The 23714-nt window shown below is 73.7% G+C and carries 20 protein-coding genes; 9 read left to right on the forward strand and 11 right to left on the reverse strand.

Features of this window, described 5'->3' with window-relative positions:
• Positions 1-4 precede the first annotated feature (4 nt).
• Positions 5-1033: an aspartate-semialdehyde dehydrogenase gene (locus DQ392_RS01035; RefSeq protein ID WP_114013527.1), complete on the reverse strand. Its 1029-nt coding sequence runs from the start codon at positions 1031-1033 to the stop codon at positions 5-7.
• A 175-nt stretch (positions 1034-1208) separates the two neighbouring features.
• Positions 1209-1865 carry a TetR/AcrR family transcriptional regulator gene (locus DQ392_RS01040; RefSeq protein ID WP_114013528.1) on the reverse strand — a complete coding sequence of 219 codons (657 nt, stop codon included), beginning with the start codon at positions 1863-1865 and terminating at the stop codon, positions 1209-1211.
• Between the two features lie 137 nt (positions 1866-2002).
• Here DQ392_RS01040 and DQ392_RS01045 point away from each other — a divergent pair, with 137 nt between their 5' ends.
• The 4 genes from DQ392_RS01045 to DQ392_RS01060 all read left to right on the forward strand — a co-directional run bounded on the left by DQ392_RS01045 (position 2003) and on the right by DQ392_RS01060 (position 7976).
• Entirely contained in the window at positions 2003-2767 is a 765-nt protein-coding gene (locus DQ392_RS01045; RefSeq protein ID WP_114013529.1) for an SDR family NAD(P)-dependent oxidoreductase, read from the forward strand.
• Positions 2768-2799: 32 nt separating this feature from the next.
• Complete coding sequence (locus tag DQ392_RS01050) at positions 2800-3264, forward strand: GNAT family N-acetyltransferase (protein ID WP_114013530.1); 465 nt, start codon at positions 2800-2802, stop codon at positions 3262-3264.
• 150 nt (positions 3265-3414) lie between these two features.
• Positions 3415-6936 (forward strand): DNA polymerase III subunit alpha, encoded by a 3522-nt coding sequence (locus DQ392_RS01055; RefSeq protein WP_114013531.1) that lies wholly within the window; start codon positions 3415-3417, stop codon positions 6934-6936.
• The gene (locus tag DQ392_RS01060) at positions 6933-7976 is read left to right on the forward strand and encodes a DNA polymerase Y family protein (protein WP_114013685.1); all 1044 of its coding nucleotides are present in this window, start codon (positions 6933-6935) and stop codon (positions 7974-7976) included. Before DQ392_RS01055 ends, DQ392_RS01060 begins: the two co-directional genes overlap by 4 nt.
• Positions 7977-8115: 139 nt before the next feature.
• Here the strand turns inward: DQ392_RS01060 and DQ392_RS01065 are convergent, their stop codons facing one another.
• On the reverse strand, positions 8116-10437 hold the full coding sequence (locus tag DQ392_RS01065) for a heavy metal translocating P-type ATPase (protein WP_114013532.1): 2322 nt from the start codon (positions 10435-10437) through the stop codon (positions 8116-8118).
• Between the two features lie 339 nt (positions 10438-10776).
• Between DQ392_RS01065 and DQ392_RS01070 the strand changes: the two genes are divergently transcribed.
• Complete coding sequence (locus DQ392_RS01070; RefSeq protein ID WP_114013533.1) at positions 10777-11661, forward strand: esterase/lipase family protein; 885 nt, start codon at positions 10777-10779, stop codon at positions 11659-11661.
• A gap of 12 nt (positions 11662-11673) precedes the next feature.
• Here the strand turns inward: DQ392_RS01070 and DQ392_RS01075 are convergent, their stop codons facing one another.
• The 3 genes from DQ392_RS01075 to DQ392_RS01085 all read right to left on the reverse strand — a co-directional run bounded on the left by DQ392_RS01075 (position 11674) and on the right by DQ392_RS01085 (position 14292).
• Complete coding sequence (locus DQ392_RS01075; RefSeq protein ID WP_114013534.1) at positions 11674-12309, reverse strand: pyridoxamine 5'-phosphate oxidase family protein; 636 nt, start codon at positions 12307-12309, stop codon at positions 11674-11676.
• A gap of 111 nt (positions 12310-12420) precedes the next feature.
• A complete protein-coding gene (locus DQ392_RS01080; protein WP_114013535.1) occupies positions 12421-13410 on the reverse strand; it encodes a lytic polysaccharide monooxygenase auxiliary activity family 9 protein in 990 nt (329 codons plus the stop codon).
• Between the two features lie 294 nt (positions 13411-13704).
• Entirely contained in the window at positions 13705-14292 is a 588-nt protein-coding gene (locus DQ392_RS01085) for a DoxX family protein (RefSeq protein ID WP_114013536.1), read from the reverse strand.
• A 259-nt stretch (positions 14293-14551) separates the two neighbouring features.
• Between DQ392_RS01085 and DQ392_RS01090 the strand changes: the two genes are divergently transcribed.
• Positions 14552-15748, forward strand: coding sequence for a MarP family serine protease (locus tag DQ392_RS01090; protein WP_114013537.1), 1197 nt, complete (start codon positions 14552-14554; stop codon positions 15746-15748).
• A gap of 25 nt (positions 15749-15773) precedes the next feature.
• On the opposite strand, the gene DQ392_RS01095 is transcribed toward DQ392_RS01090, so the two are convergent.
• Complete coding sequence (locus DQ392_RS01095; protein ID WP_114013538.1) at positions 15774-16706, reverse strand: GNAT family N-acetyltransferase; 933 nt, start codon at positions 16704-16706, stop codon at positions 15774-15776.
• 95 nt (positions 16707-16801) lie between these two features.
• Between DQ392_RS01095 and DQ392_RS01100 the strand changes: the two genes are divergently transcribed.
• Positions 16802-17194 (forward strand): GntR family transcriptional regulator, encoded by a 393-nt coding sequence (locus tag DQ392_RS01100; RefSeq protein WP_114013539.1) that lies wholly within the window; start codon positions 16802-16804, stop codon positions 17192-17194.
• A gap of 82 nt (positions 17195-17276) precedes the next feature.
• On the opposite strand, the gene DQ392_RS01105 is transcribed toward DQ392_RS01100, so the two are convergent.
• Both DQ392_RS01105 and DQ392_RS01110 read right to left on the reverse strand, forming a co-directional pair.
• On the reverse strand, positions 17277-17888 hold the full coding sequence (locus DQ392_RS01105) for a hypothetical protein (protein ID WP_114013540.1): 612 nt from the start codon (positions 17886-17888) through the stop codon (positions 17277-17279).
• 151 nt (positions 17889-18039) lie between these two features.
• Positions 18040-19167 carry a DUF5925 domain-containing protein gene (locus DQ392_RS01110; RefSeq protein ID WP_114013686.1) on the reverse strand — a complete coding sequence of 376 codons (1128 nt, stop codon included), beginning with the start codon at positions 19165-19167 and terminating at the stop codon, positions 18040-18042.
• Positions 19168-19463: 296 nt separating this feature from the next.
• On the opposite strand from DQ392_RS01110, the gene DQ392_RS01115 reads away from it, so the two are divergent.
• Positions 19464-19730, forward strand: coding sequence for a hypothetical protein (locus tag DQ392_RS01115; RefSeq protein ID WP_114013541.1), 267 nt, complete (start codon positions 19464-19466; stop codon positions 19728-19730).
• 196 nt (positions 19731-19926) lie between these two features.
• On the opposite strand, the gene DQ392_RS01120 is transcribed toward DQ392_RS01115, so the two are convergent.
• Positions 19927-20688: a GntR family transcriptional regulator gene (locus tag DQ392_RS01120; protein ID WP_114013542.1), complete on the reverse strand. Its 762-nt coding sequence runs from the start codon at positions 20686-20688 to the stop codon at positions 19927-19929.
• 79 nt (positions 20689-20767) lie between these two features.
• Positions 20768-22129, reverse strand: a complete 1362-nt coding sequence (hmgA, locus tag DQ392_RS01125; protein WP_114013543.1) for a homogentisate 1,2-dioxygenase — start codon at positions 22127-22129, stop codon at positions 20768-20770.
• Positions 22130-22291: 162 nt separating this feature from the next.
• On the opposite strand from hmgA, the gene DQ392_RS01130 reads away from it, so the two are divergent.
• The gene (locus tag DQ392_RS01130) at positions 22292-23710 is read left to right on the forward strand and encodes an aldehyde dehydrogenase family protein (RefSeq protein ID WP_114013544.1); all 1419 of its coding nucleotides are present in this window, start codon (positions 22292-22294) and stop codon (positions 23708-23710) included.
• Positions 23711-23714: the final 4 nt, after the last annotated feature.

The raw sequence follows: 23714 nt of genomic DNA on the forward strand, positions 1-23714 counted from the left end.
GGCGTCAGCTCAGCTCGGCCGCGACCAACTCCGCGATCTGCACCGCGTTGAGCGCGGCGCCCTTGCGCAGGTTGTCGTTCGAGAGGAACAGCGACAGGCCGTTCTCGGCCGTCTCGTCCGCGCGGATGCGTCCCACGTAGCTGGCGTCCTTGCCGGCCGCCTGGAGCGGGGTGGGGATGTCGGACAGCTCCACGCCCGGTGCCGCGGCCAGCAGTTCGGCGGCGCGCTCGGGGCTGAGCGGGCGCGCGAAGCGGGCGTTGACCTGGAGCGAGTGGCCGGTGAAGACCGGGACGCGCACGCAGGTGCCCGAGACCTTCAGGCCGGGGACGTCGAGGATCTTGCGGCTCTCGTTGCGGAGCTTGTGCTCCTCGTCCGTCTCGGCCAGGCCGTCGTCGACGATCGAGCCCGCCAGCGGCAGCACGTTGAAGGCGATCGGCCGCTTGAACTTGTCCGGCTCGGGGAAGTCCACCGCCTCGCCGTCGAAGGTCAGCTTCGCGGCGTCGCTCTCCACCGCCTTGCGGGCCTGCCCCTCCAGTTCGGCGACGCCCGCGAGTCCGCTGCCGGAGACCGCCTGGTAGGTCGAGACGACCAGCGCGGTCAGCTCCGCCTCGTCGTGCAGCGGGCGCAGCACCGGCATCGCGGCCATCGTGGTGCAGTTCGGGTTGGCGATGATGCCCTTGGGGCGCTGCTTGGCCGCGTCCGGGTTCACCTCCGAAACGACCAGCGGCACCTCGGGGTCCAGCCGCCAGGCCGAGGAGTTGTCGATGACGACCGGGCCCTGGGAGGCGACCTTCTCGGCGATCGCCCTGGAGGTGGCGCCGCCTGCCGAGAACAGGACGATGTCCAGTCCCGCGTAGTCGGCCGTCGACGCGTCCTCGACGGTCACCTCGCCGCCCTTCCAGGGCAGTGTCCGGCCCGCGGAGCGGGCGGAGGCGAACAGGCGCAGTTCGTCGACCGGGACTTTGCGCTCGGCCAGAATCTCGCGCATCACTGTGCCGACCTGACCGGTGGCTCCGACAATCCCGACCTTCATGGGGCTCCTTCGGCTGATCGCGCGGCCGTGGGCCCGGGTGGGGCCCTGCGTGTCCGCGCTGGCTTACGTCCGTATCCCGCGTGCCCCTACCCCGCACGGCGCCGGGTAGGGGTGCCGGTGCTTTGATCTCGGTCACAGCACGGCGCCGTCCCGCAGCGCGCGTGAGCAGGTACGGCTACGCGCGGGGTGTCCGCACTCCTGCGGTCAGCCCCCGCAGACAGCGTACGGCGAGTGAGGCCGGACCTCGCGCGGGGTCGTCGGGCCCGGCCTCGCCGGCCGCCCACGTCTCCATGGCGATCCGCATGGCGGCATTGGCGGCGGCCGCCGCCAGCCGCAGCTCCAGCGGGTCGGTGTCCTGGCGGGAGAGCTGCCCGAGCACGGGCACCAGCGCCTCCTCCGTCTCCGCGTGCACCCGCAGCCACACCGAGTGCAGCGCGGGGTCGCCTCCGGCGGCGCGCAGCAGGCCGCGGGTGCTCTCCAGCGCCTCGGCCTGGAGGTCCGCGTGCGGTCCCTGCGGGGTGAGGGCGCCGCGCACGGCCCGCTCCAGCGCCTCGGCCACGGACAGCTCGGCGGGGGCGGCCGCCAGCTCTGCCAGCCACTGGCGCACCCCGCCGGTCAGCAGGGGAGTGACCGCTTCCTCCTTGGTGCGGAAGTAGCGGTAGAAGGTGCGCAGCGAGACCCCCGCCGCCTGGGCGATGCCCTCCGCCGTGACCCCCGCCGCGCCGTGCGCGGAGAACAGCTCGGCGGCGTGCCGGGCGATCTCGCGCTCCGTCTCGGCTTTGCGGCGCTCGGTAAGGGAGGGGCGGGCGGCGGCCCCGGGGCGGGTGGTCATGGCTCGCAGCGTACGGCAGCGCGCAGAACGGGTACACGATGCGCCTGGATGGCACGTTGTGTCATCCAGGCGTACCGTGGCAGGCGAGGGGCGGAGAACCCACTCACAACAGAAGAGCAGCGGAAGAAGGAGCAGCCATGAACCGCTTCGACGGGCGCAAGATCCTCATCACCGGCGCGGGCTCCGGCATCGGCCAGGCCACCGTGGTGCGCCTGCTGCGGGAGGGCGGCGACGTCGTCGCCGCCGACATCTCCGAGAAGGGGCTGGAGAAGACCCGCGCCCTGGCCGCGGAGGACGGCACGGACGCCCGCCTGGCCCTCGTCACCGCCGACATCTCCGACGAGGAGTCCGTGCGGCAGCGGATCGGCGGCGCCATCGAGGGCCTGGGCGGACTGGACGTGCTGGTCAACGCCGCCGGCATCCTGGACTCCCGGCACACCGAGACGATGACGCTGAAGTTCTGGAACCGGATCATCGGCGTCAACCTCACCGGCACCTTCCTGATGACCCGGCAGGCGCTGCCCGCGCTGCTGGCCGGCGGCAAGGGCGTCGTCGTCAACTTCAGCTCCACCTCGGCGAGCTTCGCGCACCCCTACATGGCGGCCTACGCCGCGACCAAGGGCGGCATCCAGTCCTTCACGCACGCCATCGCCTCCGAGTACAGCAAGCGGGGGCTGCGTGCCGTCTGCGTCGCGCCGGGATCCATCGCCTCCGGCATGACCCACAACCCCGGGCTGCCCGAGGACACCGACTACAGCCTGCTGGCCAAGCTGTCCCCCGCGCTCGGTGAGGGCTTCGCGGGCCCGGAGACCGTCGCCGGCGCCATCGCCATGCTGGCCTGCGACGACGGCGCCTTCATCACCGGCACCGAACTGCGCATCGACGGCGGCACCCACATGTGACCTGCCGCCGACGGGCGGGTAGGGAGGCCGGTATGAATGCCGGCCTCCCCGAGTACACCGTCCGTACCGCACGCCCCGAGGACTACGACGCCGTCATCGCCGTCGTCGACGACTGGTGGGGCCGCCCCGCCTCGCGCGACCTCACTCGCGTGTTCGTGGACCACTTCTACGGGACGAGCCTGATCGCCGAAGAGCCCGGCGGTGCGCTCGCCGGGTTCCTGATCGGGTTCCTCTCGCCGTCGGAATCCAGCCAGGCCTACGTCCACTTCGCGGGTGTCGCTCCGCACCTGCGGCGCTCCGGGCTCGCCCGTGAGCTGTACGAGCGCTTCTTCGCCCGGGCCCGGGAGGACGGGCGCAGCGTGGTCAAGGCCATCACCTCGCCGGTGAACGAACGGTCGATCGCCTTCCATGCGGCGCTGGGGTTCGAGGTCTCGGAGCCCCGGCCCGACTACGACGGGCCGTCGCTGGACCGGGTGACCTTCCGCAAGCGGTTGTGAGCCGCCCCTGGAGCTCCCTGCGCGAGGGTTCCGTCCCTGCGGTCCCTCCGGAAGGGGAGAGGTGCGGGGCGGTATTCGAATAAAGGTTCGATGGCTGGTTTATTGTGGTGACCGGAACCGAGGGGGTGCTGAAGCAAGGAGGTGCGCGCGATGCCGGCCTTCACGCATCTCCATGCGGCCTCCGGCTTCTCCATGCGCTACGGCGCCTCCCACCCCGAGACCCTCGCCGAGCGCGCCGCCGAGCGAGGCATGGAAGCAGTCGCCCTGACCGACCGGGACACCCTCGCGGGCGCCGTCCGCTTCGCACGGGCGTGCGCACGCGCCGGGGTGCGGCCCGTGTACGGCGTCGACCTGGCGGTCGCGGACGGTGACGCGGGCGCGGCCGCGCACGGAAGGGGCCGCGGGGACGGCACGCCGGAAGGCCGCAGCGCCCGCCGCACACCGGTCAGAGGCGGCAGCTTCGTCGACGAGTCGGCACGGCGAGCGGTCTTCCTCGCCCGGGACGGCGCCCACGGCTGGGCCGAGCTGTGCCGGCTGGTCACCGAGGCGCACGCAGCAGGCCACGAGCAGCCCCTGCTGCCCCGCACGGCTCTCGGGGGCGAGGCGGTCACCGTGCTGCTGGGCGCCGACTCGGACGTCGGCCACGCGCTCGGTGCCGGGCGTCCCGACCTGGCTGCCGCCCTCCTCGCCCGTTGGCGCGAGGTCCACGGCGACGCGCTCCGCCTGGCCGTCACCGCCTCGGGCCCCCTCCGCCAGGCCGCCAGGACGCTGGACCTGGCGGCGCGGGAAGGGGTCAAGCCCGTGCTGACCAACGCCGTGCGCTACGCCGACCCGGCGCCGGGCACCGAGGTGAACGTCGCCGACGTCCTCGACGCCGCCCGCCGCCTCGTCCCCGTCGACCCGCGCCGCGGGCTCGACGGCGGTGAGCGCTGGCTGAAGGGGCCCGACCTGATGGCCGAGGCGGCCGGGCGGATCGCCGAGGCCGCCGGATACGGGGCCGCCACCGCGCACCGCCTCCTCGAACTCACCGCCGAGACCGCGGCGGCCTGCCGGGTCGACCCCGAGGAGGACCTGGGCATCGGCCGGGTGCACTTTCCCGAGCCCCACCTGGCCGGCACCGGAGGGCACACCGCGGCCCGCGCGCTGCGCTCCCGCTGCGCCGCCGCGATGGTCACCCGCCGCTACGACCGGGAGCCGGAGCGCTGGCGGCGGCTGGAGCAGGAGCTGGCCGTCATCGAGTCCCTGGGCTACTCCTCGTACTTCCTGACGGTCGCGCGCATCGTCGAGGACGTCCGCGAGCTGGGCGTGCGGGTCGCCGCGCGGGGCTCGGGCGCGGGGTCGTTCGTCAACCACCTGCTGGGGATCGCGCACGCCGATCCCGTCGCGCACGGGCTGCTGATGGAGCGATTCCTCTCGACGCGCCGGGCCGAGCTGCCCGACATCGACATCGACGTCGAGTCCGCCCGCAGGCTGGAGGTCTACCGCGCCATCTTCGAACGCTTCGGCGAGGAGCGGGTGGCCACCGTCGCCATGCCCGAGACCTACCGGGTGCGGCACGCCATCCGCGACGTGGGCGCGGCCCTGGCCATGGATCCGGCCGAGGTCGACCGGCTCGCCAAGGCGTTCCCGCACATCAGGGCGCGGGACGCGCGCTCCGCGCTGGCCGAGCTGCCGGAGCTGGGCCAGGTGGCGAGGGAGGACCACGGCGCGCACTTCTGGGACCTGGTGGAGGCGCTGGACGGGCTGCCGCGCGGCGTGGCCATGCACCCGTGCGGGGTGCTGCTCTCGGACTCGTCACTGCGCTCCCGCACGCCTGTGGTGCCCACCAGCGGGGAGGGCTTCGCGATGGCGCAGTTCGACAAGGACGACGTGGAGGACCTGGGGCTGCTCAAGCTGGACGTGCTGGGGGTGCGCCTCCAGTCGGCGATGGCGCACGCGGTCGCCGAGGTCGAGCGCGCGGCGGGGGAGCGGATCGACCTGGACGCGCTCGGGGAGGGCGACCAGCCGACGTACGAGCTGATCCGGGCCTCCGAGACGCTGGGCTGCTTCCAGATCGAGTCGCCGGGCCAGCGCGATCTGATCGGGCGGCTCCAGCCGGAGAACTTCCACGACCTGGTCGTGGACATCTCCCTCTTCCGTCCAGGTCCTGTCGGCGCCGACATGGTCCACCCCTTCATCGAGGCCAGGCACGGGCGGCGCCGCATCGACCATCCGGACCCCGCGCTGGCCGAGCCGCTGGCCGAGACGTACGGGGTGGCGATCTTCCACGAGCAGGTCATCCGCATCCTGGCCCGGCTGACGGGCTGCGACCGTGGGCGTGCGGACGAGGTCAGGCGGGTGCTCAAGGACGACGAGCAGCGGCAGGGCGCGCGGGCCTGGTTCGCGCACGCGGCCGCGGGGCAGGGGTTCACGCCCGAGGTGATCGCGCACGCCTGGAAGCTGGTGGAGTCCTTCGGTTCGTACGGTTTCTGCAAGGCGCACGCGGTGGCGTTCGCCGTGCCGACGTACCAGTCGGCGTGGCTCAAGGCGCACCGGCCCGCGGCCTTCTACGCCGGGATCCTGGAGCACGACCCGGGCATGTACCCCAAGCGGCTGCTGCTGGCGGACGCGAGGCGGCGCGGGGTGCCGGTGCTGCCGCTGGACGTGAACCGGTCCTCCGTGTCCTATCGAGTCGAACTGGAGTCCGAATCCGGGCTGTGGGGGCTGCGCCTCGCCCTCGCCGAGGTGCAGGGCATCAGCGAGGCCGACGCCGCCCGCATCGAGGCCGGCGCGCCCTACGCCTCGCTCAGCGACTTCTGGCGCCGCGCCCGCCCCTCCCGCCCGGTCGCCGAACGCCTCGCACAGATCGGCGCGCTGGACGCCTTCGCGCCCGGCGGCAACCGCCGCGACCTGCTGCTGCACCTCGCCGAACTGCACCGCGCCCAGCGCGCCAGGGGAGCGCGCGAGGGCCAGCTCGCCCTGGGCGAGACCCCGGAACCCGGCGCCACCGGCGACACGACGCGCCAGGCGGAACCCGTCCACCTGCCCGACCTGGACAGCGGGGAACGCCTCGGTGCCGAACTCGACGTCCTCGGCATGGACACCTCCCGCCACCTGATGGCCGACCACCTCGCCTTCCTCCGCGAACTCGGCGCCCACTCGGCCCGCACCCTGCGCGCGGCACGGCACGGCGAGACCGTGCTGATCGCCGGCGCCAAGGCCGCGACCCAGACCCCGCCGCTCTCCTCCGGCAAACGCGTCATCTTCACCACCCTCGACGACGGCACGGGCCTGTCCGACCTCGCCTTCTTCGAGGACTCGCACGCCGCCTGCGCGCACACCGTCTTCCACTCCTGGCTGCTGCTGGTGCGCGGCACGGTCCAGCGGCGCGGCCCGCGCAGCCTCAGCGTCGTCGGCTCCGCCGCCTGGGACCTGGTCGAACTGGTCGAACTGCGCCGCGAGGGCGGCCTGGAGGCCGTCACCGCACGGCTCGCCGAGCCTCCCCGCACCACCTCCTCGGCCCCGGAAGAAGCCCCCGAGGCCGAAGAGACCCGCGGCCCAGGCCGCACCCTCGAGGTCGCCCCCGGCTACCGGATGCACCCCTGGGCCGACCTCCGCCCCGCCGGAGAGACGGCCGACTCGCCCAAGGCGCTGCGCAAGCTGTGGCACTCCAGCCCGGGGAGCGCGGGATGACCGACGCCGTCCGGGCCGCGGAGACGGCCGGCGAACCCCACGTCCTCTACGTCCACTTCGGTGCGGCGCCCCACCCGGGACCCGCGCACTCGGCACCTCACGAAGGCCGCTACGAGGAACTTCTGGCGCTGCTCACCGACATCACCCCGCTCGTCCAGGCACTCCCGCCCGACGCCGCGCTCGCCGACGTACGGGGCGCGCTGCGCTACTTCGGGCGGAGCGCGGCCGAACTGGCGCAGCTCGTGCGGCTGCGGGCGCTCGCCCTGCACGGGACCGACTGCACCGTCGGCGTCGCCGCGAGCCCGCTGCTGGCCCGGATGGCGGCGCAGGCGGGCGAGCCGGGACGGATCCGCCAGGTGCGCCCCGAGGAGACCGCCGGCTTCCTCGACCGCAGGCCGGTCGCGGCCCTGCACGGGGTGGGCCCCGCGACGGCCCGCACGCTGTGCGCGTACGGGCTCGACAGCGTCGGACGGGTGGCGGCCGCACCCCCCGCCACCCTCCAGCGCATCCTCGGCGCGGCCCAGGGGAGACGGCTGCACGAGCGGGCGCGGGGCGTCGACCCCACCCCCGTCACCCCCACCGCACCCGCGCGCTCGGCCGGCGCGGAACACCGCTTCGAGCGGGACGAGCTGGATCCGGTACGGCGCCGGAGCGCCCTGCTCACCCTCGCCGACGACCTGGGGTTCAGACTGCGTGCCGAGGAGCAGGTGGCGCGGGCGCTGTCCCTGACCGTCCGCTACGCCGACCGCTCCGCCACCACCCGCACCCGCGCCCTGGCCGAACCCACCGCGCACACCCCGGCCCTCGCCGCGGCGGCCTACGCCCTGCACGACGCGCTCGGCCTGCAACGCGCCCGCGTACGCGGAATCGCCCTGCGCGCCGAGGAGCTGACCGCCGCCGAACTCGCCTCGCGGCAGCTCTCCTTCGACGTACGCGACGAGAAGGCCCGCCGTGCGGAGGCGGCGGGCGATCGCGCCCGCCGCCGGTTCGGCATGGCCGCGGCCCGTCCGGCGGGTTCGGCTCCGCCGCGTGCCGCCTAGTGGCTTTGCTGCGGCGCTTGTTCCGGTACGTGCGGCGCTTGTTCCGGTACGGGGGTGCCCCTGCTCGTGGTGGGCGGTCAGCGGGTGCGTTGTGGTGGTTCGCGCCGTTCCCCGCGCCCCTTTCGGGGCGCGGGGGTCTTCACCGGTCGGTCGGGCGGAAGCGGCGCAGGCGCAGGCTGTTGCCGACCACGAAGACCGAGGAGAAGGCCATCGCCGCACCGGCGATCATCGGGTTGAGCAGGCCCGCCGCGGCCAGCGGCAGCGCCGCCACGTTGTAGGCGAAGGCCCAGAAGAGGTTGGACTTGATGGTGCCCAGTGTGCGGCGCGAGAGCCGGATGGCGTCGGCCGCCGACCGCAGGTCGCCCCGTACCAGCGTGAGGTCGCCCGCCTCGATCGCTGCGTCGGTGCCGGTGCCCATCGCCAGTCCCAGGTCCGCCTGGGCGAGCGCCGCCGCGTCGTTGACACCGTCGCCGACCATGGCGACGGAACGGCCCTCGTCCTGTAGCCGCTTGACGACGCCCACCTTGTCCTCGGGCATCACCTCGGCGATCACGTCCTCGGCTGCGATGCCCATCTCGGCGGCCACCGACTCGGCGACGGCCCGGTTGTCGCCCGTCAGCAGCACAGGCCGCAGCCCCAGGCCGCGCAGCCGCCCGATGGCCTCGGCGCTGGTGGGCTTGACCGCGTCGGCCACCTCCAGCACGGCGCGCGCCTCGCCGTCCCAGGCCACCGCGATGGCGGTGCGTCCCGCCCGCTCGGCCTCCTCCCGGGCCGCCGCCAGCTCGGCGGGCAGCTCCATCGCCCAGTCGGCGAGCAGCCGCGCCCGCCCGACGAGCATCGCGTGCCCCTCGACGACGCCCTGGACACCGAGCCCGGGGACGTTGGCGAAGTCCTCGGGCACCGGCAGCGTGCCCGTCTCGCGCTCCGCGCCCCTGGCGACGGCCTGGGCGAGGGGGTGCTCGGAGGCGTTCTCCAGGGCGCCCGCCAGGCGCAGGGTCTCCTTCTCGTCCGTCCCCTCGGCCACGTGCACCGCCAGCAGAGTCATCTCACCCGTGGTGACCGTGCCGGTCTTGTCCAGGACGACGGTGTCGGCGCGGCGGGTGGTCTCCAGCACCTCCGGGCCCTTGATCAGGATGCCGAGCTGCGCGCCGCGTCCCGTCCCCACCATCAGCGCGGTCGGGGTGGCGAGCCCCAGCGCGCAGGGGCAGGCGATGATCAGTACGGCGACGGCCGCGGTGAAGGCCGCGGTCAGTCCGGCGCCGACGGCCAGCCAGAGGCCGAGGGTGGCCAGCGCGAGGACGATGACGACGGGCACGAAGACGGCGGAGATGCGGTCGGCGAGCCGCTGGGCCGCGGCCTTCCCGTTCTGGGCGTCCTCGACCAGCTTCGCCATCCGGGCCAGCTGGGTGTCCCCGCCGACGCGGGTGGCCTCCACCACCAGCCGGCCGCCCGCGTTGAGGGTGGCACCGGTGACGGTGTCGCCCGCACCGACCTCCACGGGTACGGACTCGCCGGTGAGCATGGAGGTGTCCACGGCGGAGCTGCCCTCTGCCACGGTGCCGTCGGTGGCGATCTTCTCGCCGGGCCGGACGACGAACCGGTCGCCGACGGCGAGGTCCTCTGTGCGGACGCGGACCTCGCGCCCGTTCCGCAGGACGGTGACCTCCTTGGCGCCCAGCTCCAGCAGCGTGCGCAGGGCTGCGCCCGCCTTCCGCTTGGAGCGGGCCTCGAACCAGCGCCCGGCGAGGATGAAGGCGGTGACTCCGGCGGCGGCCTCCAGGTAGATGTTGCCGGCGCCGTCGCTCCGGCCGATCGACAGCTCGAACGGGTGGGTCATCCCCGGTTCGCCCGCGGTGCCGAAGAACAGCGCCCACAGCGACCAGAGCATCGCGGCCGAGGTGCCGACCGAGATCAGCGTGTCCATGGTGGCCGCGCCGTGCCTCAGGTTGACCCAGGCGGCCCGGTGGAAGGGCCAGGCCCCCCACACGACGACGGGCGCGGCGAGGGTGAGGGAGAGCCACTGCCAGTACGCGAACTGCAAGGCGGGCACCATCGCCATGGCGATCACCGGCACGGCCAGCACCACCGATCCGATCAGCCGCCGGCGCAGGGTCCGCAGCTCGTCGTCGGCAGCGGTGTCAGGGCCGCCAGGCGCTGCTCCGCCCTCGGCTGCGCTGCCCGGTTCGGTGCGCTCGGGCTGAGGCGGGGCGGCCGTGTAGCCGGTGGCCTCGACGGTGGCGATCAGGTCGGCGACGCGGACGCCGTCGTCCATGCTGACCTTGGCCTTCTCCGTGGCGTAGTTGACGCTCGCGGTGACGCCCTCCATGCGGTTGAGCTTCTTCTCGACCCGGGCGGCGCAGGAGGCGCAGGTCATGCCGCCGATCGCGAGTTCGACACCGGTGGCGGGTTCCGCCGGTGCCGGACCGGTGTCTCCTGGGGTGTTCTCACGGGTGGTGGTCATCGTGTCTCCTCGGCGGCCCGGCTGTCAGGGCGTGTCCGGCGCGGCGTCGAGCGCCGCCCCTACTGTGTCATACCCGGCTGGGGTATCGGTAGCACTGAGGCCATGTATACCCCCCGCCCGTATGTAGCGCAAGTGTCCCCCAGAGGGGATCAGCTACCCCCCGGGGGTACGACGGGCTGCGGGTTCCCTCGCCGGAGTGCGGGGCGGGCAGGCCCGCGGGCACGCGCACCGCAATTCGTCCTGTGCGGGTACTGGTCAGTTTCCTTACTCGCGCGTAAGTTATCGGCCGCTCAGCAGCTCCGCTCCCACCCTCACCCCTCACAGCACGAGGAGCAGGACATGAAGCGCAAGCCGACCGCCCCCGCCGCCCGGCGCACCCGCAGATCCGTCGTCACCGCCGTGGCCACCGCATGCGCGGTGGTGGCCCTTCCCGCTACCGCGACCGCGGCCGCACCGGCCGACGGCGCGGCGCACAGCAGCGGCTGGAACGACTACTCCTGCAAGCCGTCCGACCGGCACCCCCGCCCCGTCGTCCTGGTACACGGCACCTTCGGCAACTCCGTGGACAACTGGCTGGGGCTGGCCCCCTATCTGGTGAAGCGCGGCTACTGCGTCTTCTCCCTGGACTACGGACAGCTGCCGGGCAAGCCGTTCTTCCACGGGCTCGGCCCCATCGAGGACTCCGCCAAGCAGCTGTCCGCCTACGTCGACAAGGTCCTCGACGCCACCGGCACCAACGAGGTCGACATCGTCGGCCACTCGCAGGGCGGCATGATGCCCCGCCAGTACCTCAAGTTCGGTGGCGGCGCCGAGAAGGTCAACGCCCTCGTCGGCATCGCCCCCAGCAACCACGGCACCACCCTGAGCGGGCTCGCCGCGCTCGCCGACCAGTTCCCGCCGGTCGGCGACATGGTGGAGGAGATCGGCCCCTCCCTGCTCCAGCAGAAGAAGGGCTCCGCGTTCCTGGAGAAGCTCAACGAGGGCGGCGACACGGTGCCGGGCGTCGCGTACACCGTGATCGCCAGCAGGTACGACGAGGTCGTCACGCCCTACGAGACGCAGTTCCTCGACGGCCCTGACGTGCACAACGTGACGGTCCAGGACCTGTGCCCCGTTGACCTGGCCGAGCACCTGGCCATCGGGCTGACCGACCGGGTGGCCTGGCACGAGACGGCGAACGCCCTCGATCCCGCGCACGCCACCCCCACCACGTGCCTGTCGTGACCCGGTAGGGAATCAGCCCTCGGTGTGGATCTTCTCGGCGTACCGCGGACCGTAGTACGCCTCCAGGAACTCCAGCGAGTCCCCGGAACGGTCGAGGGCCTTGGCGAGCCGGGCGCGGTGCGGCAGCGCGTCCGGCCGCCAGGTCTCCGGCTCCCAGAGGCCGGAGCGCAAGAACGCCTTGGCGCAGTGGTGGAAGACCTCCCGCACCTCCACCACGAGCGCCAGCCTCGGGCGGTTGCGCCTGGCCACCATCTCGTCGAGGAACGGTGCCTCGCGCACGATCCGCGCCCGGCCGTTGACCCGGAGCGTGTCGCCGCGGCCCGGCAGGAAGAAGACGAGGCCCACGTGCGGATTGGACAGCAGGTTGAGCAGCCCGTCGACGCGCTTGTTGCCCGGCCGGTCGGGGATCGCGAGCGTGCGGTCGTCGAGCACCTTGACGAAGCCGGGCGGATCGCCCTTGGGCGAGACGTCGCAACTGCCGTCCGCCGCCGAGGTGGCGACGAGGCAGAACGGTGAGTGTGCCAGCCACTCGCGGTCGAGCTGGTGCAGCGTTGTGCGGACCTTGTTCCGGGTGTGCTGTGCCGGCTCACCGACGAGGGCGCGCAACTCCTCCTCGCTGGTGACCTCCACCATGGTTCTCTGTTCCATGAGCGCTCCGCTTCGTCGCCTTCGGGGCCGTCGAGGGCCGTGGAGGGTAAGAGCGTACGGCGCCACCTCCCCCGCCGGGAGGGGAAGCGGCGCCGTGCGGAGGGGTGTTGCTCAGCGGCGCGACCTCGCGGCGCGGCGGCGGGCGGTCGCCAGGAGCACCCCGGCGCCGGCCGCCACCACGGCGGCGCCGCCGAGGGCCAGCGGGGCGGCGCTCTCGTCGCCGCCGGTCTGTGCGAGGTCCGCCTTCTTCGCCCGTCCGTCGGGCGCGGGCGCGTTCGCGCCGGCGGAGCCCTGCCCGCGACCGGCCTCCCCGTGGCCCGCGTCGCCGTGGGACGCGTGGGCCCGGGGGCTCTCGCCGTGTCCGTCGCCGCCGTGTCCGCCGTGGTCCACGGTCGACTTCTCGCTGCCCGCCTCGATCTGCTGCTCGTCGGGCGCCGAGGGGGCGTCCTTCGACGCGGTGGCCGACCCGCCGCCGAAGGTCACGTCGGAGCAGGAGTAGAACGCCTCGGGGCTGTCGGACCGCTGCCAGATGGCGTAGACCAGGTGACGCCCCGAACGCTTGGGCACGGTGCCCTCGATCACGTAACTGCCGTCCTCAAGACTCGGATCCGTCGCCTTGGCGAACGGCTCGGACTCCAGGTCGGACCACTTCAGCGGCTTGGCCGGGTCGTAGCCCTCCTTGGTGAGGTACAGCTCGAAGGTGCCCTTGTGGGGGGCCGTCGCCTTGTACCGGAAGGTGTGCTTGCCGGGCGTCATCGCGCCGGCCGGCCAGTCGGCGCGGGCCAGGTCCAGGCCCTTGTACTTGTCCCGGCCCGCGCTGCACAGCTTGCCGTCGGGGATGACGCGGCGGTGCTCGCCCGCAGCTTGGGGGATGTTCACCTCGTTCCAGTCGTAGAACGCCTGCGGTCCGCCGGCCTCGACGGCGGCTTCGCACGCCGCCGACGTCGGGCTCTCGGGCCCCTCGGCGAAGCAGGCCGCCACCCGGCTGACGGGGTCGGCCATGGAGCCGTGCGCGGCGGCGGGGCCCGCCACCACCACGGTGAGTATCAGCGGGGCGAAACCCAGCGCGGCGATTCCTGCGGTCCTGCGGCCAGCGGTCATGGTGAGTGGCTCCTTGTGGGGGGACACACGGACGCACGCAGAACGTGCGCAGACGTGCGGGGACGTGGCTGCCGGGACGGGCCACTCGCCCGCCGCCTCCCCAGCGACGGACGCGAACCCGCCCCGGCGATCCGCACGTTAGCCGCTCAAGAAGCCGCAAAACGCCTGCTCGAAGCCCCTGCGGGCGATCTTTAGGAGGCGCTTAAGGGTTCGCTAAGCACGCCGACAGACAGCGGCCCGGAGACCGCGGTGCCCGTACCGCGCCCCGGGTGCGGGCGCGGTACGGGCGGACGGTCAGGAGCGGGTGAGCAGGACGGCGGCGGCCGAGGCCAGGCCCAGAAGCAGGGCCAGGGCGCCGTGGGCGAGACGGTGGTCCCGCAGGACGGGCAGCAGGCTGTCGGCGGCGTACCGGCCCGGGCCGGTCAGGGCGAGACCGCCCGCGCCCGCGGCCAGCACCACCGCGTACTCCACGCCGCCCGGGGCGAAGAAGCCGTCGCCCCAGGTCACGGCCGAGGCGTTGATCATCGTGCCGAGTACGGCGGCACCGGCGAGCGGGGTGCACAGGCCCACGGCGAGACCGAGGCCGCCGAACGTCTCGGTGGCCCCCGCGACCAGGGCCATCGTGCGGCCCGCCGGATAGCCGACGGAGGTGAAGAACTGCGCCGTGCCGTCGAGCCCGTTGCCGCCGAACCAGCCGAAGAGCTTCTGGCTGCCGTGCGCGGCCATCGCGAGGCCGAGGACGAGGCGCAGGACCAGCAGCCCGGTGTCGTACCCGCGCTGCGCCGAGGGGGAGGGGTGCCGCGCGCCGGGGGTTTCCGGAGCGCCGGCGGAGGTGGGGGAGAGCGGTGCGGGCCCATCGAGTGTGCCGTGGGGGGTGGGCATGAGGTCGACTCCCTACGTCGGTTCGGACCCCCGTGGTGAGAGATGCGTCAGACGCTCGAGCTGTTCTCGACCGTAGCCATTGGTCTGGACCTGCACAACGGTCCGCGTGCGATCTGTCACACACGGAACCGGACGTCGGAGTTGTGCGTTTTTTTGGAGGAACGACGCGAGCCCGAGGAACGAAGCGCGTTCGTGAACCGACGCGAGTTCCTGAACCGACGCGAGTTCGTGGAACGAGAAGGAGAAAGGGGGCGCAGCCGTGAACCTGCTGGACCTGCTCCTGATCGTCGCCGCGCTCGCCTACGCCGGATCGGGGTTCCGCAGGGGGCTGGTCGCCGGGGTCGTCTCCCTGGCCGGCTTCGTCGGCGGCGCCGCCGTCGGCGTCTGGCTCCTGCCGTACGTGCTCGACCTCGTCGACCGGGGGACGACCACCGCCACGGTGCTCGCCCTGCTGGCCGTGCTGGCTCCCGCCCTCGGCGGGCAGGCCCTCGCCGCCCCGCTCGGCTGGCGCCTCCGCCAGGCGCTCAGCCGCACTCCGGCGCGCTGGGTGGACGGCGCGGGCGGTGCCGTCGTCAACGTGGTCGCCGTGCTCGTCGTCGGCTGGATGGCGGGCAGCGCGCTCGCCGCCTCCCCCTCGCCCGCGCTCAACCAGGCCATACGCGGCTCCGCCGTGCTGGAGGGGGTGCACGAGCGGATGCCGTCCGGTGCGGCCACCTGGTTCAACCGGGCGACCGGGGCGCTCACCACGGCCGGCTTCCCGCCGGTGTTCAACCCCTTCGAGCAGGAGCCGGGCGCCTCGGTGCCGCAGCCGTCCGGCGACTCGGTCACCAAGGCGGCGACGACCGCTGCCCAGCGCAGCACCGTCAAGGTCGAGGGCGTCGCCGACGTGGGCGGCGGCCGGCAGGGCCAGGAGGGCAGCGGCTTCGTCTACGCGCGCGAACACGTGATGACCAACGCCCACGTCGTCGCCGGGGTCGACGGGCCGACCGTCCGCGTCGGCGGCACCTCGCGCCCGTACGCGGCGAAGGTCGTCCTCTTCGACCCGGACAAGGACATCGCCGTCCTCGACGTGCCGGGCCTCACCGCACCCGCTCTCCGCTTCGCCGGTGACGCCACCCGCGGGGACCAGGCCGTGGTCGCCGGCTACCCCGAGAACGGCGGGCTGGACCTGCGCGCCGCAGCCGTGGCCGCCCGCACGCCCGCGCGGGGCCAGGACATCTACGGGGAGGCGCTGACCACCCGCGACATCTACGCGCTGCGCTCCCAGGTGCGGCCGGGGAACTCCGGCGGGCCTCTGCTGACGACCGGCGGGCGGGTCTACGGGGTGGTCTTCGCCCGCTCCACCACCGACGCGGGCACCGGCTACGCCCTGACCGCCGACCAGGTGCGGGACGCCGCGCGGGCGGCCGCGCACGCGAGCCGCCCGGTCGACACCGGGGACCGCTCGGCCCTGTGACCTCCCCGCCGCGCCGGGTCGCGCCTCACAGCGCCTTGAGGTGACGCCACTCCGAGGCCACCACGCGGTAGCCGAGGCGCCGGTTGACGGCCAGCATCGGGGCGTTCGTCGCGTCGTTGCCCGTGTAGGCGTGGACGTAACCGGCCGCGCGGGCCCGCCGCAGCGCCGCCAGCTTGGCCAGCGTGGCCAGCCCCCGTCCGCGGAAGGCGCGGCGGGTCCCCGTCATGCCCGACCAGTAGCGGTCCACGCCGTCGGTCTGGGCGACGCTGTACGCCGCGACGCGCCCGTCCACCAGCACCACGCCGCTCAGTCCGGCGTCCCAGTCGGGGCGCCCCCAGTTGAGGCGGAGCCACACCTCGTACGGTGTCGCGCCGACGTCGACGTCACCCGGCTCGTCCGCCGCGCACTCCACGTCCGCCTCGTACAGCGGCCGCAGATCGTCGGCGAAGTCGGCCACCGAGGCGAGAGTCACCCCCGCGGGCAGCGTCGCGGGCAGTTCGGGCAGCGGCGCGTGGCGCAGGTCGAGCCCGAGGAAGCGGGCCTGCCGGGAGCGCCGGTAGCCCAGCCGCTCGGCGAAGCGCCGCGCACCGTCCTCGTCGGCGACCCAGCTGTGCACCCGCCGGACCCCCAGCCCCGCCAGATACGCCTCGCCGGCCGCCACCAGCGCGGCTCCCGCGCCGCGCCCCGCTTGCCCGGGCGGCACGGCCGTGTGCAGGAACCCGTGCCCCGGTGCTGTGCTGCCCGCCAGGAGTCCGGTGTCGGCGCAGCCCGCGACCGTGCCGTCGGGACCGGTGGCCAGCAGCCGGTGCAGCCGCTGGCCGGCCGGTGCGTGCGCCGCTTCCCAGGCCAGGGCCTCGGCCGTGCAGACGAGGTAGGGGATGGTCGCCCGGCGGGTGCGGGCGAAGGCCTCGGCGTCCTCGGGGACCCCCGCGCGCAGGGCGCGGACTGTCAGCGTCATGGCGCGGAGGGTACGGCGGTGGGCGGGTGCGGCGCCTCCCGTTTTTCCCGGTGGGGGAGAATCGTGGGGAACGACCGCTCGCCTCCGGAGGTCTCGTGCCGCACACACCGTCGTACGCCCTGGACCTGACCGTCGACACCGAGGCGCCCGAGGCGCCCTACGAACAGGTGCGCGCACGCGTCGCCGAGCTGGTCCGCGGCGGCGACCTGCCGACCGGCTACAAGCTGCCCACCGTGCGGGGGCTCGCCGAGGAGCTGGGCCTGGCGGCGAACACGGTCGCCAAGGCGTACCGGGCGCTGGAGGCCGACGGTGTCATCGAGACACGCGGCCGCAACGGCACCTTCGTCGCGGCCGCGGGCGGCGCCACCGAGCGGGAACTGGCCGACGCCGCCCAGGTCTTCGCGGCCCGCGCCCGCCGCCTCGGGGCCACGCGGGAGACGGCGCTGGCCGCGGCACACGAGGCCCTGCGGGCCGCATACGGTTCCTAGGGCCCCGGGCAGGCCGGGCCAGTCGGCGACCTGCTGGAGCAGGCAGCGACCCGCGCCCCCTTCCCCGGGCGGCCCGCCTCTTTCACAGGCGGGCCGCCGCCTTGGTGGTCGTCGTGCGGAAGGCGTCCACCGGGGCGTGCTCCAGGGTGCCCATCTCGGCCCAGCGGACGACGGTGACCTTCTTCCCCTTGCTGACCACGGCGAACAGGTTGACGCCGTGCTCCGACTCGGGCGGCGCGGTGTGCACTCCCCAGACGTGGGCGCTCTCGCCCGCGTCCACCGTGCCGTAGTCGTCCCAGGACGCGGAGCTGCCCGGGTGCTCGCGCAGCCAGTCGGCCGCGCAGTGCGCCGCGCGGGTCTCCAGCCTGCCGGCGAGCGCGGCCGCCGCCTTCGGGGAAGCGGTGGTGACGGCGACCTGGACGGCGTGGGTGTCGTAGTCGGTGCCGAAGGAGCGGTGGTAGGTCGCGCTCTCGTCCGGGACGGCGCCCTCCATGCAGAAGGGCTCGGGATCGGGCAGGCCCTGGGTGACCTCGCCCGCGTGCCACGGGGACGAGGCGTTGGGGGGCAGGTCGTCCGCCTCCAGGAAGCCGGGTGTTTCGGCCGCTGTGGCGGTCGCGGTCGCCGTGGTGGCCAGCAGGGCGAGAGTGGCGGCGGCGGTGGCCGTGCGGGTGAGTGTGCGGGTGCGGGTGCGCATGGGTGGGTCCTCCCCAGGACGCGGGCTGTCGTGTGGTGACAGACAGCCGGGGGAGGCGGAAGGTTGTCCGCGGCGGCCCCGGTCCCTCCCCGGACGAACTGCGGGGAGGGACCGCCACTTTCCGTTTCAGCGGGGGCCAGGCCCCGGGACGTCACAGGTACAGGCCGGCTCCGGCTCGCTCCTGGCCGGGGACGTGGGCGGTGGGCCTGCCCTTCTTCAGGGCGTAGAGCTCTGCGAGGGTGGCGCCGTCGCGGCCGATGCCCTCGTCGGTGCCGAGCCAGGAGACGGCCTCCTCCCGGCTGAGGGAGCCGACCTCGATGCGGGCGAGGCACCGCCCGGGGCGCACCACGGCGGGGTGCAGACGCTCCAGGTCCTCGTTGGTGGTGACGCCGACCAGGACGTTGCGCCCCTGCCCGAGCAGCCCGTCGGTGAGATTGAGCAGCCGGGAGAGCGCCTGCCCGGCGGCGTACTTGGCCTCTCCGCGGATCAACTCGTCGCAGTCCTCCAGCAGGAGCAGCCGCCACCGCCCGGTCTCGGGGTCGGAGTCGTCGGCGCCGATGGCGATGTCCATCAGGTAGCCGATGTTGTTGAAGAGGTGCTCGGGGTCGAGGACGCAGTCGACCTGGCACCAGTCGCTCCAGGAGCGTGCCAGCGTCCGCAGCGCCGAGGTCTTCCCGGTGCCGGGCGGCCCGTGCAGCAGCAGAAGGCGGCCCGAGATGTCGTCGGGGGTGACCTTCATCAGGTCGTCCATGGCGGTGGCGACCCGCGCGGTGTAGTTCTGCCGTACGTCGGACCACGAGCCCGCGCTGATGGTGCGGGAGGTGCGGCGCGGGCCGCGCATGGGGGAGTGGTACCAAAAGCCCATGGAGACCTGGTCCTCCTGGGGTTCGGGCTCGTCCTCCGCGCCGTCGACGGCCTGCTTCAGCCGCGCTTCGGCGAGTTCGTCGGTGACCGCGGTGACGGTGACCTCCGCGCCGCGCTGCCAGCGCGAGACGCGGACCGTCCAGCCGTCCCCCTCGGCGAGCACCGATCCCGAGTTGTCGTCCTTGGCCTCGCGCAGCACGTGGGCGCCCGGCGGCAGCAGGGTGCTCCCCTTCTTGACGCGGTCGACGGTGTGGCTGCGCGAGAACGGCTGTTCCCCGAGGGTGAAGCGGCCCAGGAAGAGGGCGTCGATGACGTCGCCGGTCGAGTCGCTGTCGTCGATCTGGAGCCGGGAGACCAGCGCCGCCTCAGGGGCGGTCGGTGGCGGGGCCGCGGTCTGCTTCCGGTCGGTACTCATGACGGCCATGATCCGGCATGGTGGCCCGCCCCGCACAGGGGTTTCGCGGCGCGTCACCAGGCACCGGCGACGTGCCGTGAGGCGCTTGGGGCGCGCCCGGCGCTTCCCGAACTCCGGTGCTGTGTCCGGTTCTGCACCGTTTCACGGGGTGTCCGGGCGAGCGGAAAACGGCGTACCGTGTTCGTCAACCGCCTTGTGGGGCAGGTGAATGCTGTGACCGGGATGCACGCATGTCGTAGTCGGGAGATAGGGTTACTCTGCCCGGGCCGGGTGCCCTCGTACGGGTGGGGAGTGACATGGAACAGATAACAGTCGGCAGCAGGGCGCGAGTGCCCGCGATCACATGCGGCACTGGCGCGACGAGTTCGCGCCTCGACCGGCACCTCTCCGTGCTCGCAGGACCCGCCGTCCCACAGGTCGAGGCGGAGGACGCGACGACGCTGATGCGGGAGATCACGCAGCGCGACGCCGTGCGGAGCCGGGCGAGGAACCGCAGTGCGCGCGTCTCGCTCTTCGCGCCGCTGCGCAAGCTGCGCCGCTCGCTCTTCGGCGGGCGCGGCTGACGACGGCCGCCGGGCTGTTCATCGACGACAGCGCCGGCGGCTGTTCCCCGCAGCACCGACCGCCACCTTCGGGCCCGCCCGGCCCCGGCCCGACTTCCCGGCCCCGTCCGCGCGAGCGACGCCCGCGTCGCTCGCTCTCCTCGCCTCGTCATGCGGGCGCCACGCCACGAGAGGCGAGGCGGGCTCCGCGTCCGGCTCAGTCCGCGACGTTCTCCAGCGTGACGGAGAAGGCGAAGCGGTCTCCCCGATAGTGGATCCGCACGACGTCCACCACGCGCCCCTCCCCGTCGTAGGTCACCCCCGTGTAGTGCAGGATCGGGCTCAGCAGCGGTACGTCGAGCAGCCGCGCCGTCTCCGGGTCGGCCAGCCGGGCCTCGACCGTGTCCGTGATCCGGCTGATACGGACCCCGACACCGTCCCGCAGCACCTTGGTCATCGGCCAGCCGCGGCGCAGGTCCGCCACGTCGATGCGTTCGGCCACGTCGGCGCGGATGAGGTTCACGGCCCAGTTGGTGGGCTCGTCGCTCTCCCGGTCGCGGCGCAGCCTGCGGTAGGCGACCGCTTCGGGCTGCCCGGGGAAGTGCTCGGCCAGCTCGGCAGGCACGGGTTCGGGCCCGTGCCCGAGCAGGGTGGTGGGCTCGCCGGACTGCTGGGCGACGATGGTGTCGACGGAGCCGAGCAGCCGCACCGGGCGGGCGCGGCGCGCGTCGGGTTCGATGAAGGTGCCGCGCCTGCGGTGCCGGCTGATCAGGCCCTCCGTCTCCAGTTCCTTGAGGGCCTGGCGCATGGTCAGCACGCTGACGCCGTAGTGGCCGGCCAGCTGGTCCTCGGGGGGCAGCCGGTCGGGGGCCTGGGGAGGCCGGCCCAGTATGGAGGCGCGGAGCGACTGCGTGACCTGGTACCAGAGGGGCAGTTTCCGGTTCAGCTCGACGGGGTCGGGGGTGAACAGTGGCGTCATGGGCGTGCCTCGAACGGGTGTGGGCGGCTGCCCCCCTGCCGGGCGCCCGGCCGCGACAGGGGGAGCTGGCCAGGAGCCGTCAGGGAGCCGGGAAGTGGCGCTCCAGACCCTGCCACACCGCGTCGTAGTCCCTTTGCAGGTGTCCGGCCTCGGATGCCTGGCGGGTGAGGGAGAGGGGCCAGCGGGTCTCGAACATGAAGGCGAGCCCGTCGTCGATCTTCTGCGGCGCCAGCTCGGCCGCCGAGGCCCGCTCGAAGGTCTCCCGGTCCGGGCCGTGTGCCGACATCATGTTGTGCAGCGACCCGCCGCCGGGCACGAACCCCTCGGCCTTCGCGTCGTAGGCGCCCTCGATCAGGCCCATGTACTCGCTCATCACGTTCCGGTGGAAGTACGGCGGCCTGAACGTGTCCTCGCCCACCAGCCAGCGGGGCGCGAAGACGACGAAGTCCACGCCCGCGAGCCCCGGGGTGTCCGAGGGCGAGGTGAGCACGGTGAAGAGGGAGGGGTCGGGGTGGTCGTAGCTGATGCTGCCCAGGACGTTGAACCGGTGCAGGTCGTAGACGTACGGCACGTGGTTGCCGTGCCAGGCGACCACGTCGAGCGGCGAGTGGTCCAAGACGGCGTGCCACAGGTTGCCGCAGAACTTGGTGACGACCTCGACGGGGCCCTCCCGCTCCTCGTAGGCGGCCGTCGGCGCCTGGAAGTCGCGGGGGTTGGCGAGGCCGTTGGCGCCGATCGGGCCCAGGTCGGGCAGCACGAAGGGGCGGCCGTGGTTCTCGCACACGTAGCCGCGCGCGGTCTCCTCCAGCAGCTCCACGCGGAACCGCACCCCGCGCGGGATCAGCGCCACGTGTCCGGGGGCGGCGTGCAGCAGGCCGAACTCGGTGCGCAGCAGCAGCCCGCCGCGCTCGGGGACGAGCAGCAGCTCCCCGTCGGCGTCGCTGAAGACCCGGTCGCTCATCGAGGTGTTGGCGGCGTACAGGTGGACGGCCATGCCACTGCGCTCCCGCGCGTCGCCGTTGCCGCCCAGCGTCCACAGGCCGTGCAGGAAGTCGGTGCCGGGGGCCGGGTCGGGCACCGGGCCCCAGCGCAGCCTGTTGGGGTCGGGGACCGTCTCGTCGAACGGGGTGCCGCGCAGCCCGCCGTTGTCCCCGCGCACGAACCGGGGGTGGGCGGCGGAGGGGCGGATGCGGTAGAGCCACGAGCGGCGGTTGTGGGCGCGCGGCTCGGTGAAGGCGGTGCCGCTCAGCTGCTCCGCGTACAGGCCGAGCGGGGCGCGCTGGGGGGAGTTGCGTCCGGTGGGCAGCGCGCCGGCCACGGCCTCGCTGCTGTGTTCGTTGCCGAACCCCGTCAGGTAGGTGAGGGCGGCGGCCTCCTCGCGTGCCCGCTCCCGTGACCGGACTGCCGCCGTGCTGGTCGTGCTGGTCGTGCCCTGGCCCATCGCCAACTCCCGCCGCAGAGAGGAATCCTGTAGGAGACCATAGGAATGCCGCCGGGCCCCGTCAACGCTCTGCGCCCGACCGCCGTGCCGGGCCGCGCCCCGGTGACCCACCGCACCCGACGGCCTGCTGACACCGCGGTGACCCGACAGTAGGTTTGGCCCATGAAGGCACACGACGGCATGTTCATCGACGGCGCGTGGCGGCCCGCGGCAGGCTCCGGCACGATCGAGGTCACCAACCCCGCCGACGGCACGCTGCTGGCCACCGTGGACGCGGGCGGGCCCGAGGACGTCGACGCGGCCGTCCGCGCGGCCCGCGCCGCGCTCCCCGGCTGGTCGGCCACGCCACCGGCCGAGCGAGCCGCGCGGCTCGAGGCGCTCCAGCAGGTCCTCATCGCCCGGCGGGAAGAGATCGCCGAGACCGTCACGGCCGAACTCGGCTCGCCGCTCACGCTCTCCCGGAAGGTGCACGCCGCGGCGCCGATCGCGGTCTGCGGCAGCTACGCTCAGCTCGCCGCCGAGTACCCGTTCGAGGAGCGGGTCGGCAACTCGCGGGTGCTGCGCGAGCCGGTCGGCGTGGTCGGTGCCATCACCCCGTGGAACTACCCGCTCCACCAGATCGTCGCCAAGGCCGCTCCCGCTCTCGCCGCCGGCTGCACCATGGTGCTCAAACCGGCCGAGGACACTCCGCTGGTCGCCCAGCTGTTCGCCGAGGCGGTGCACGAGGCGGGCGTCCCGGCGGGCGTCTTCAACCTCGTCACGGGGCTCGGCCAGGAAGCGGGCCAGGCCCTGGCCGAGCACGACGGCATCGACCTGCTCTCCTTCACCGGCTCCACCGCCGTCGGCCGCCAGGTGGGCGCGGCGGCCGCGCGCGGCGTCAAGCGGGTCGCCCTCGAACTCGGCGGCAAGTCCGCCAACGTGGTCCTGCCGGGCGCCGACCTGGCCAAGGCCGTCAGGGTCGGCGTCGCCAACGTGATGTCCAACTCGGGGCAGACGTGCAGCGCCTGGACCCGGATGCTGGTGGACGCCGAGCGCTACGACGAGGCCGTACGGCTGGCCGCCGACGCGGTCGCCGCCTACGTCACCGGCGATCCCCTGGACGAGGCCACCCGGGTGGGCCCCGTCGTCAACGCCAAGCAGTACGAGCGCGTCACCGGCTACATCAGGCGCGGCCGGCAGGAGGGCGCCCGGATCGTCGCGGGCGGCGCGGAGCGGCCGGAGGGGCGAGAGCGCGGCCACTACGTGCGGCCCACCGTCTTCGCGGACGTCACCCCTGAGATGACCCTCGCGCAGGAGGAGATCTTCGGGCCGGTCCTGTCCCTCATCAGCTACCAGGACACCGAGGACGCGCTGCGCATCGCCAACGGCACCGTCTACGGGCTGGCAGGCGCCGTGTGGTCCGACGACGAGGAGGAGGCCGTCGCCTTCGCCCGCCGTATGGAGACCGGCCAGGTGGACATCAACGGCGGCCGGTTCAACCCGCTCGCCCCGTTCGGCGGCTACAAGCAGTCGGGCGTCGGGCGGGAGCTGGGCCGGCACGGTCTGGAGGAGTATCTACAGACCAAGTCCCTCCAGTTCTGACCGG

The sequence above is a fragment of the Streptomyces reniochalinae genome (genome assembly GCF_003323735.1).
Taxonomy (GTDB): Bacteria; Actinomycetota; Actinomycetes; order Streptomycetales; family Streptomycetaceae; genus Streptomyces; species Streptomyces reniochalinae.

What these genes read in the sequence shown, in the direction of transcription:
- DQ392_RS01035 (WP_114013527.1), bottom strand. Translation starts at nt 1,033, where the DNA reads ATGAAGGTCGGGATTGTCGGAGCCACCGGTCAGGTCGGCACAGTGATG.
- DQ392_RS01040 (WP_114013528.1), bottom strand. Translation starts at nt 1,865, where the DNA reads ATGACCACCCGCCCCGGGGCCGCCGCCCGCCCCTCCCTTACCGAGCGC.
- DQ392_RS01045 (WP_114013529.1), top strand. Translation starts at nt 2,003, where the DNA reads ATGAACCGCTTCGACGGGCGCAAGATCCTCATCACCGGCGCGGGCTCC.
- DQ392_RS01050 (WP_114013530.1), top strand. Translation starts at nt 2,800, where the DNA reads ATGAATGCCGGCCTCCCCGAGTACACCGTCCGTACCGCACGCCCCGAG.
- DQ392_RS01055 (WP_114013531.1), top strand. Translation starts at nt 3,415, where the DNA reads ATGCCGGCCTTCACGCATCTCCATGCGGCCTCCGGCTTCTCCATGCGC.
- DQ392_RS01060 (WP_114013685.1), top strand. Translation starts at nt 6,933, where the DNA reads ATGACCGACGCCGTCCGGGCCGCGGAGACGGCCGGCGAACCCCACGTC.
- DQ392_RS01065 (WP_114013532.1), bottom strand. Translation starts at nt 10,437, where the DNA reads ATGACCACCACCCGTGAGAACACCCCAGGAGACACCGGTCCGGCACCG.
- DQ392_RS01070 (WP_114013533.1), top strand. Translation starts at nt 10,777, where the DNA reads ATGAAGCGCAAGCCGACCGCCCCCGCCGCCCGGCGCACCCGCAGATCC.
- DQ392_RS01075 (WP_114013534.1), bottom strand. Translation starts at nt 12,309, where the DNA reads ATGGAACAGAGAACCATGGTGGAGGTCACCAGCGAGGAGGAGTTGCGC.
- DQ392_RS01080 (WP_114013535.1), bottom strand. Translation starts at nt 13,410, where the DNA reads ATGACCGCTGGCCGCAGGACCGCAGGAATCGCCGCGCTGGGTTTCGCC.
- DQ392_RS01085 (WP_114013536.1), bottom strand. Translation starts at nt 14,292, where the DNA reads ATGCCCACCCCCCACGGCACACTCGATGGGCCCGCACCGCTCTCCCCC.
- DQ392_RS01095 (WP_114013538.1), bottom strand. Translation starts at nt 16,706, where the DNA reads ATGACGCTGACAGTCCGCGCCCTGCGCGCGGGGGTCCCCGAGGACGCC.
- DQ392_RS01105 (WP_114013540.1), bottom strand. Translation starts at nt 17,888, where the DNA reads ATGCGCACCCGCACCCGCACACTCACCCGCACGGCCACCGCCGCCGCC.
- DQ392_RS01110 (WP_114013686.1), bottom strand. Translation starts at nt 19,167, where the DNA reads ATGAGTACCGACCGGAAGCAGACCGCGGCCCCGCCACCGACCGCCCCT.
- DQ392_RS01115 (WP_114013541.1), top strand. Translation starts at nt 19,464, where the DNA reads ATGGAACAGATAACAGTCGGCAGCAGGGCGCGAGTGCCCGCGATCACA.
- DQ392_RS01120 (WP_114013542.1), bottom strand. Translation starts at nt 20,688, where the DNA reads ATGACGCCACTGTTCACCCCCGACCCCGTCGAGCTGAACCGGAAACTG.
- hmgA (WP_114013543.1), bottom strand. Translation starts at nt 22,129, where the DNA reads ATGGGCCAGGGCACGACCAGCACGACCAGCACGGCGGCAGTCCGGTCA.
- DQ392_RS01130 (WP_114013544.1), top strand. Translation starts at nt 22,292, where the DNA reads ATGAAGGCACACGACGGCATGTTCATCGACGGCGCGTGGCGGCCCGCG.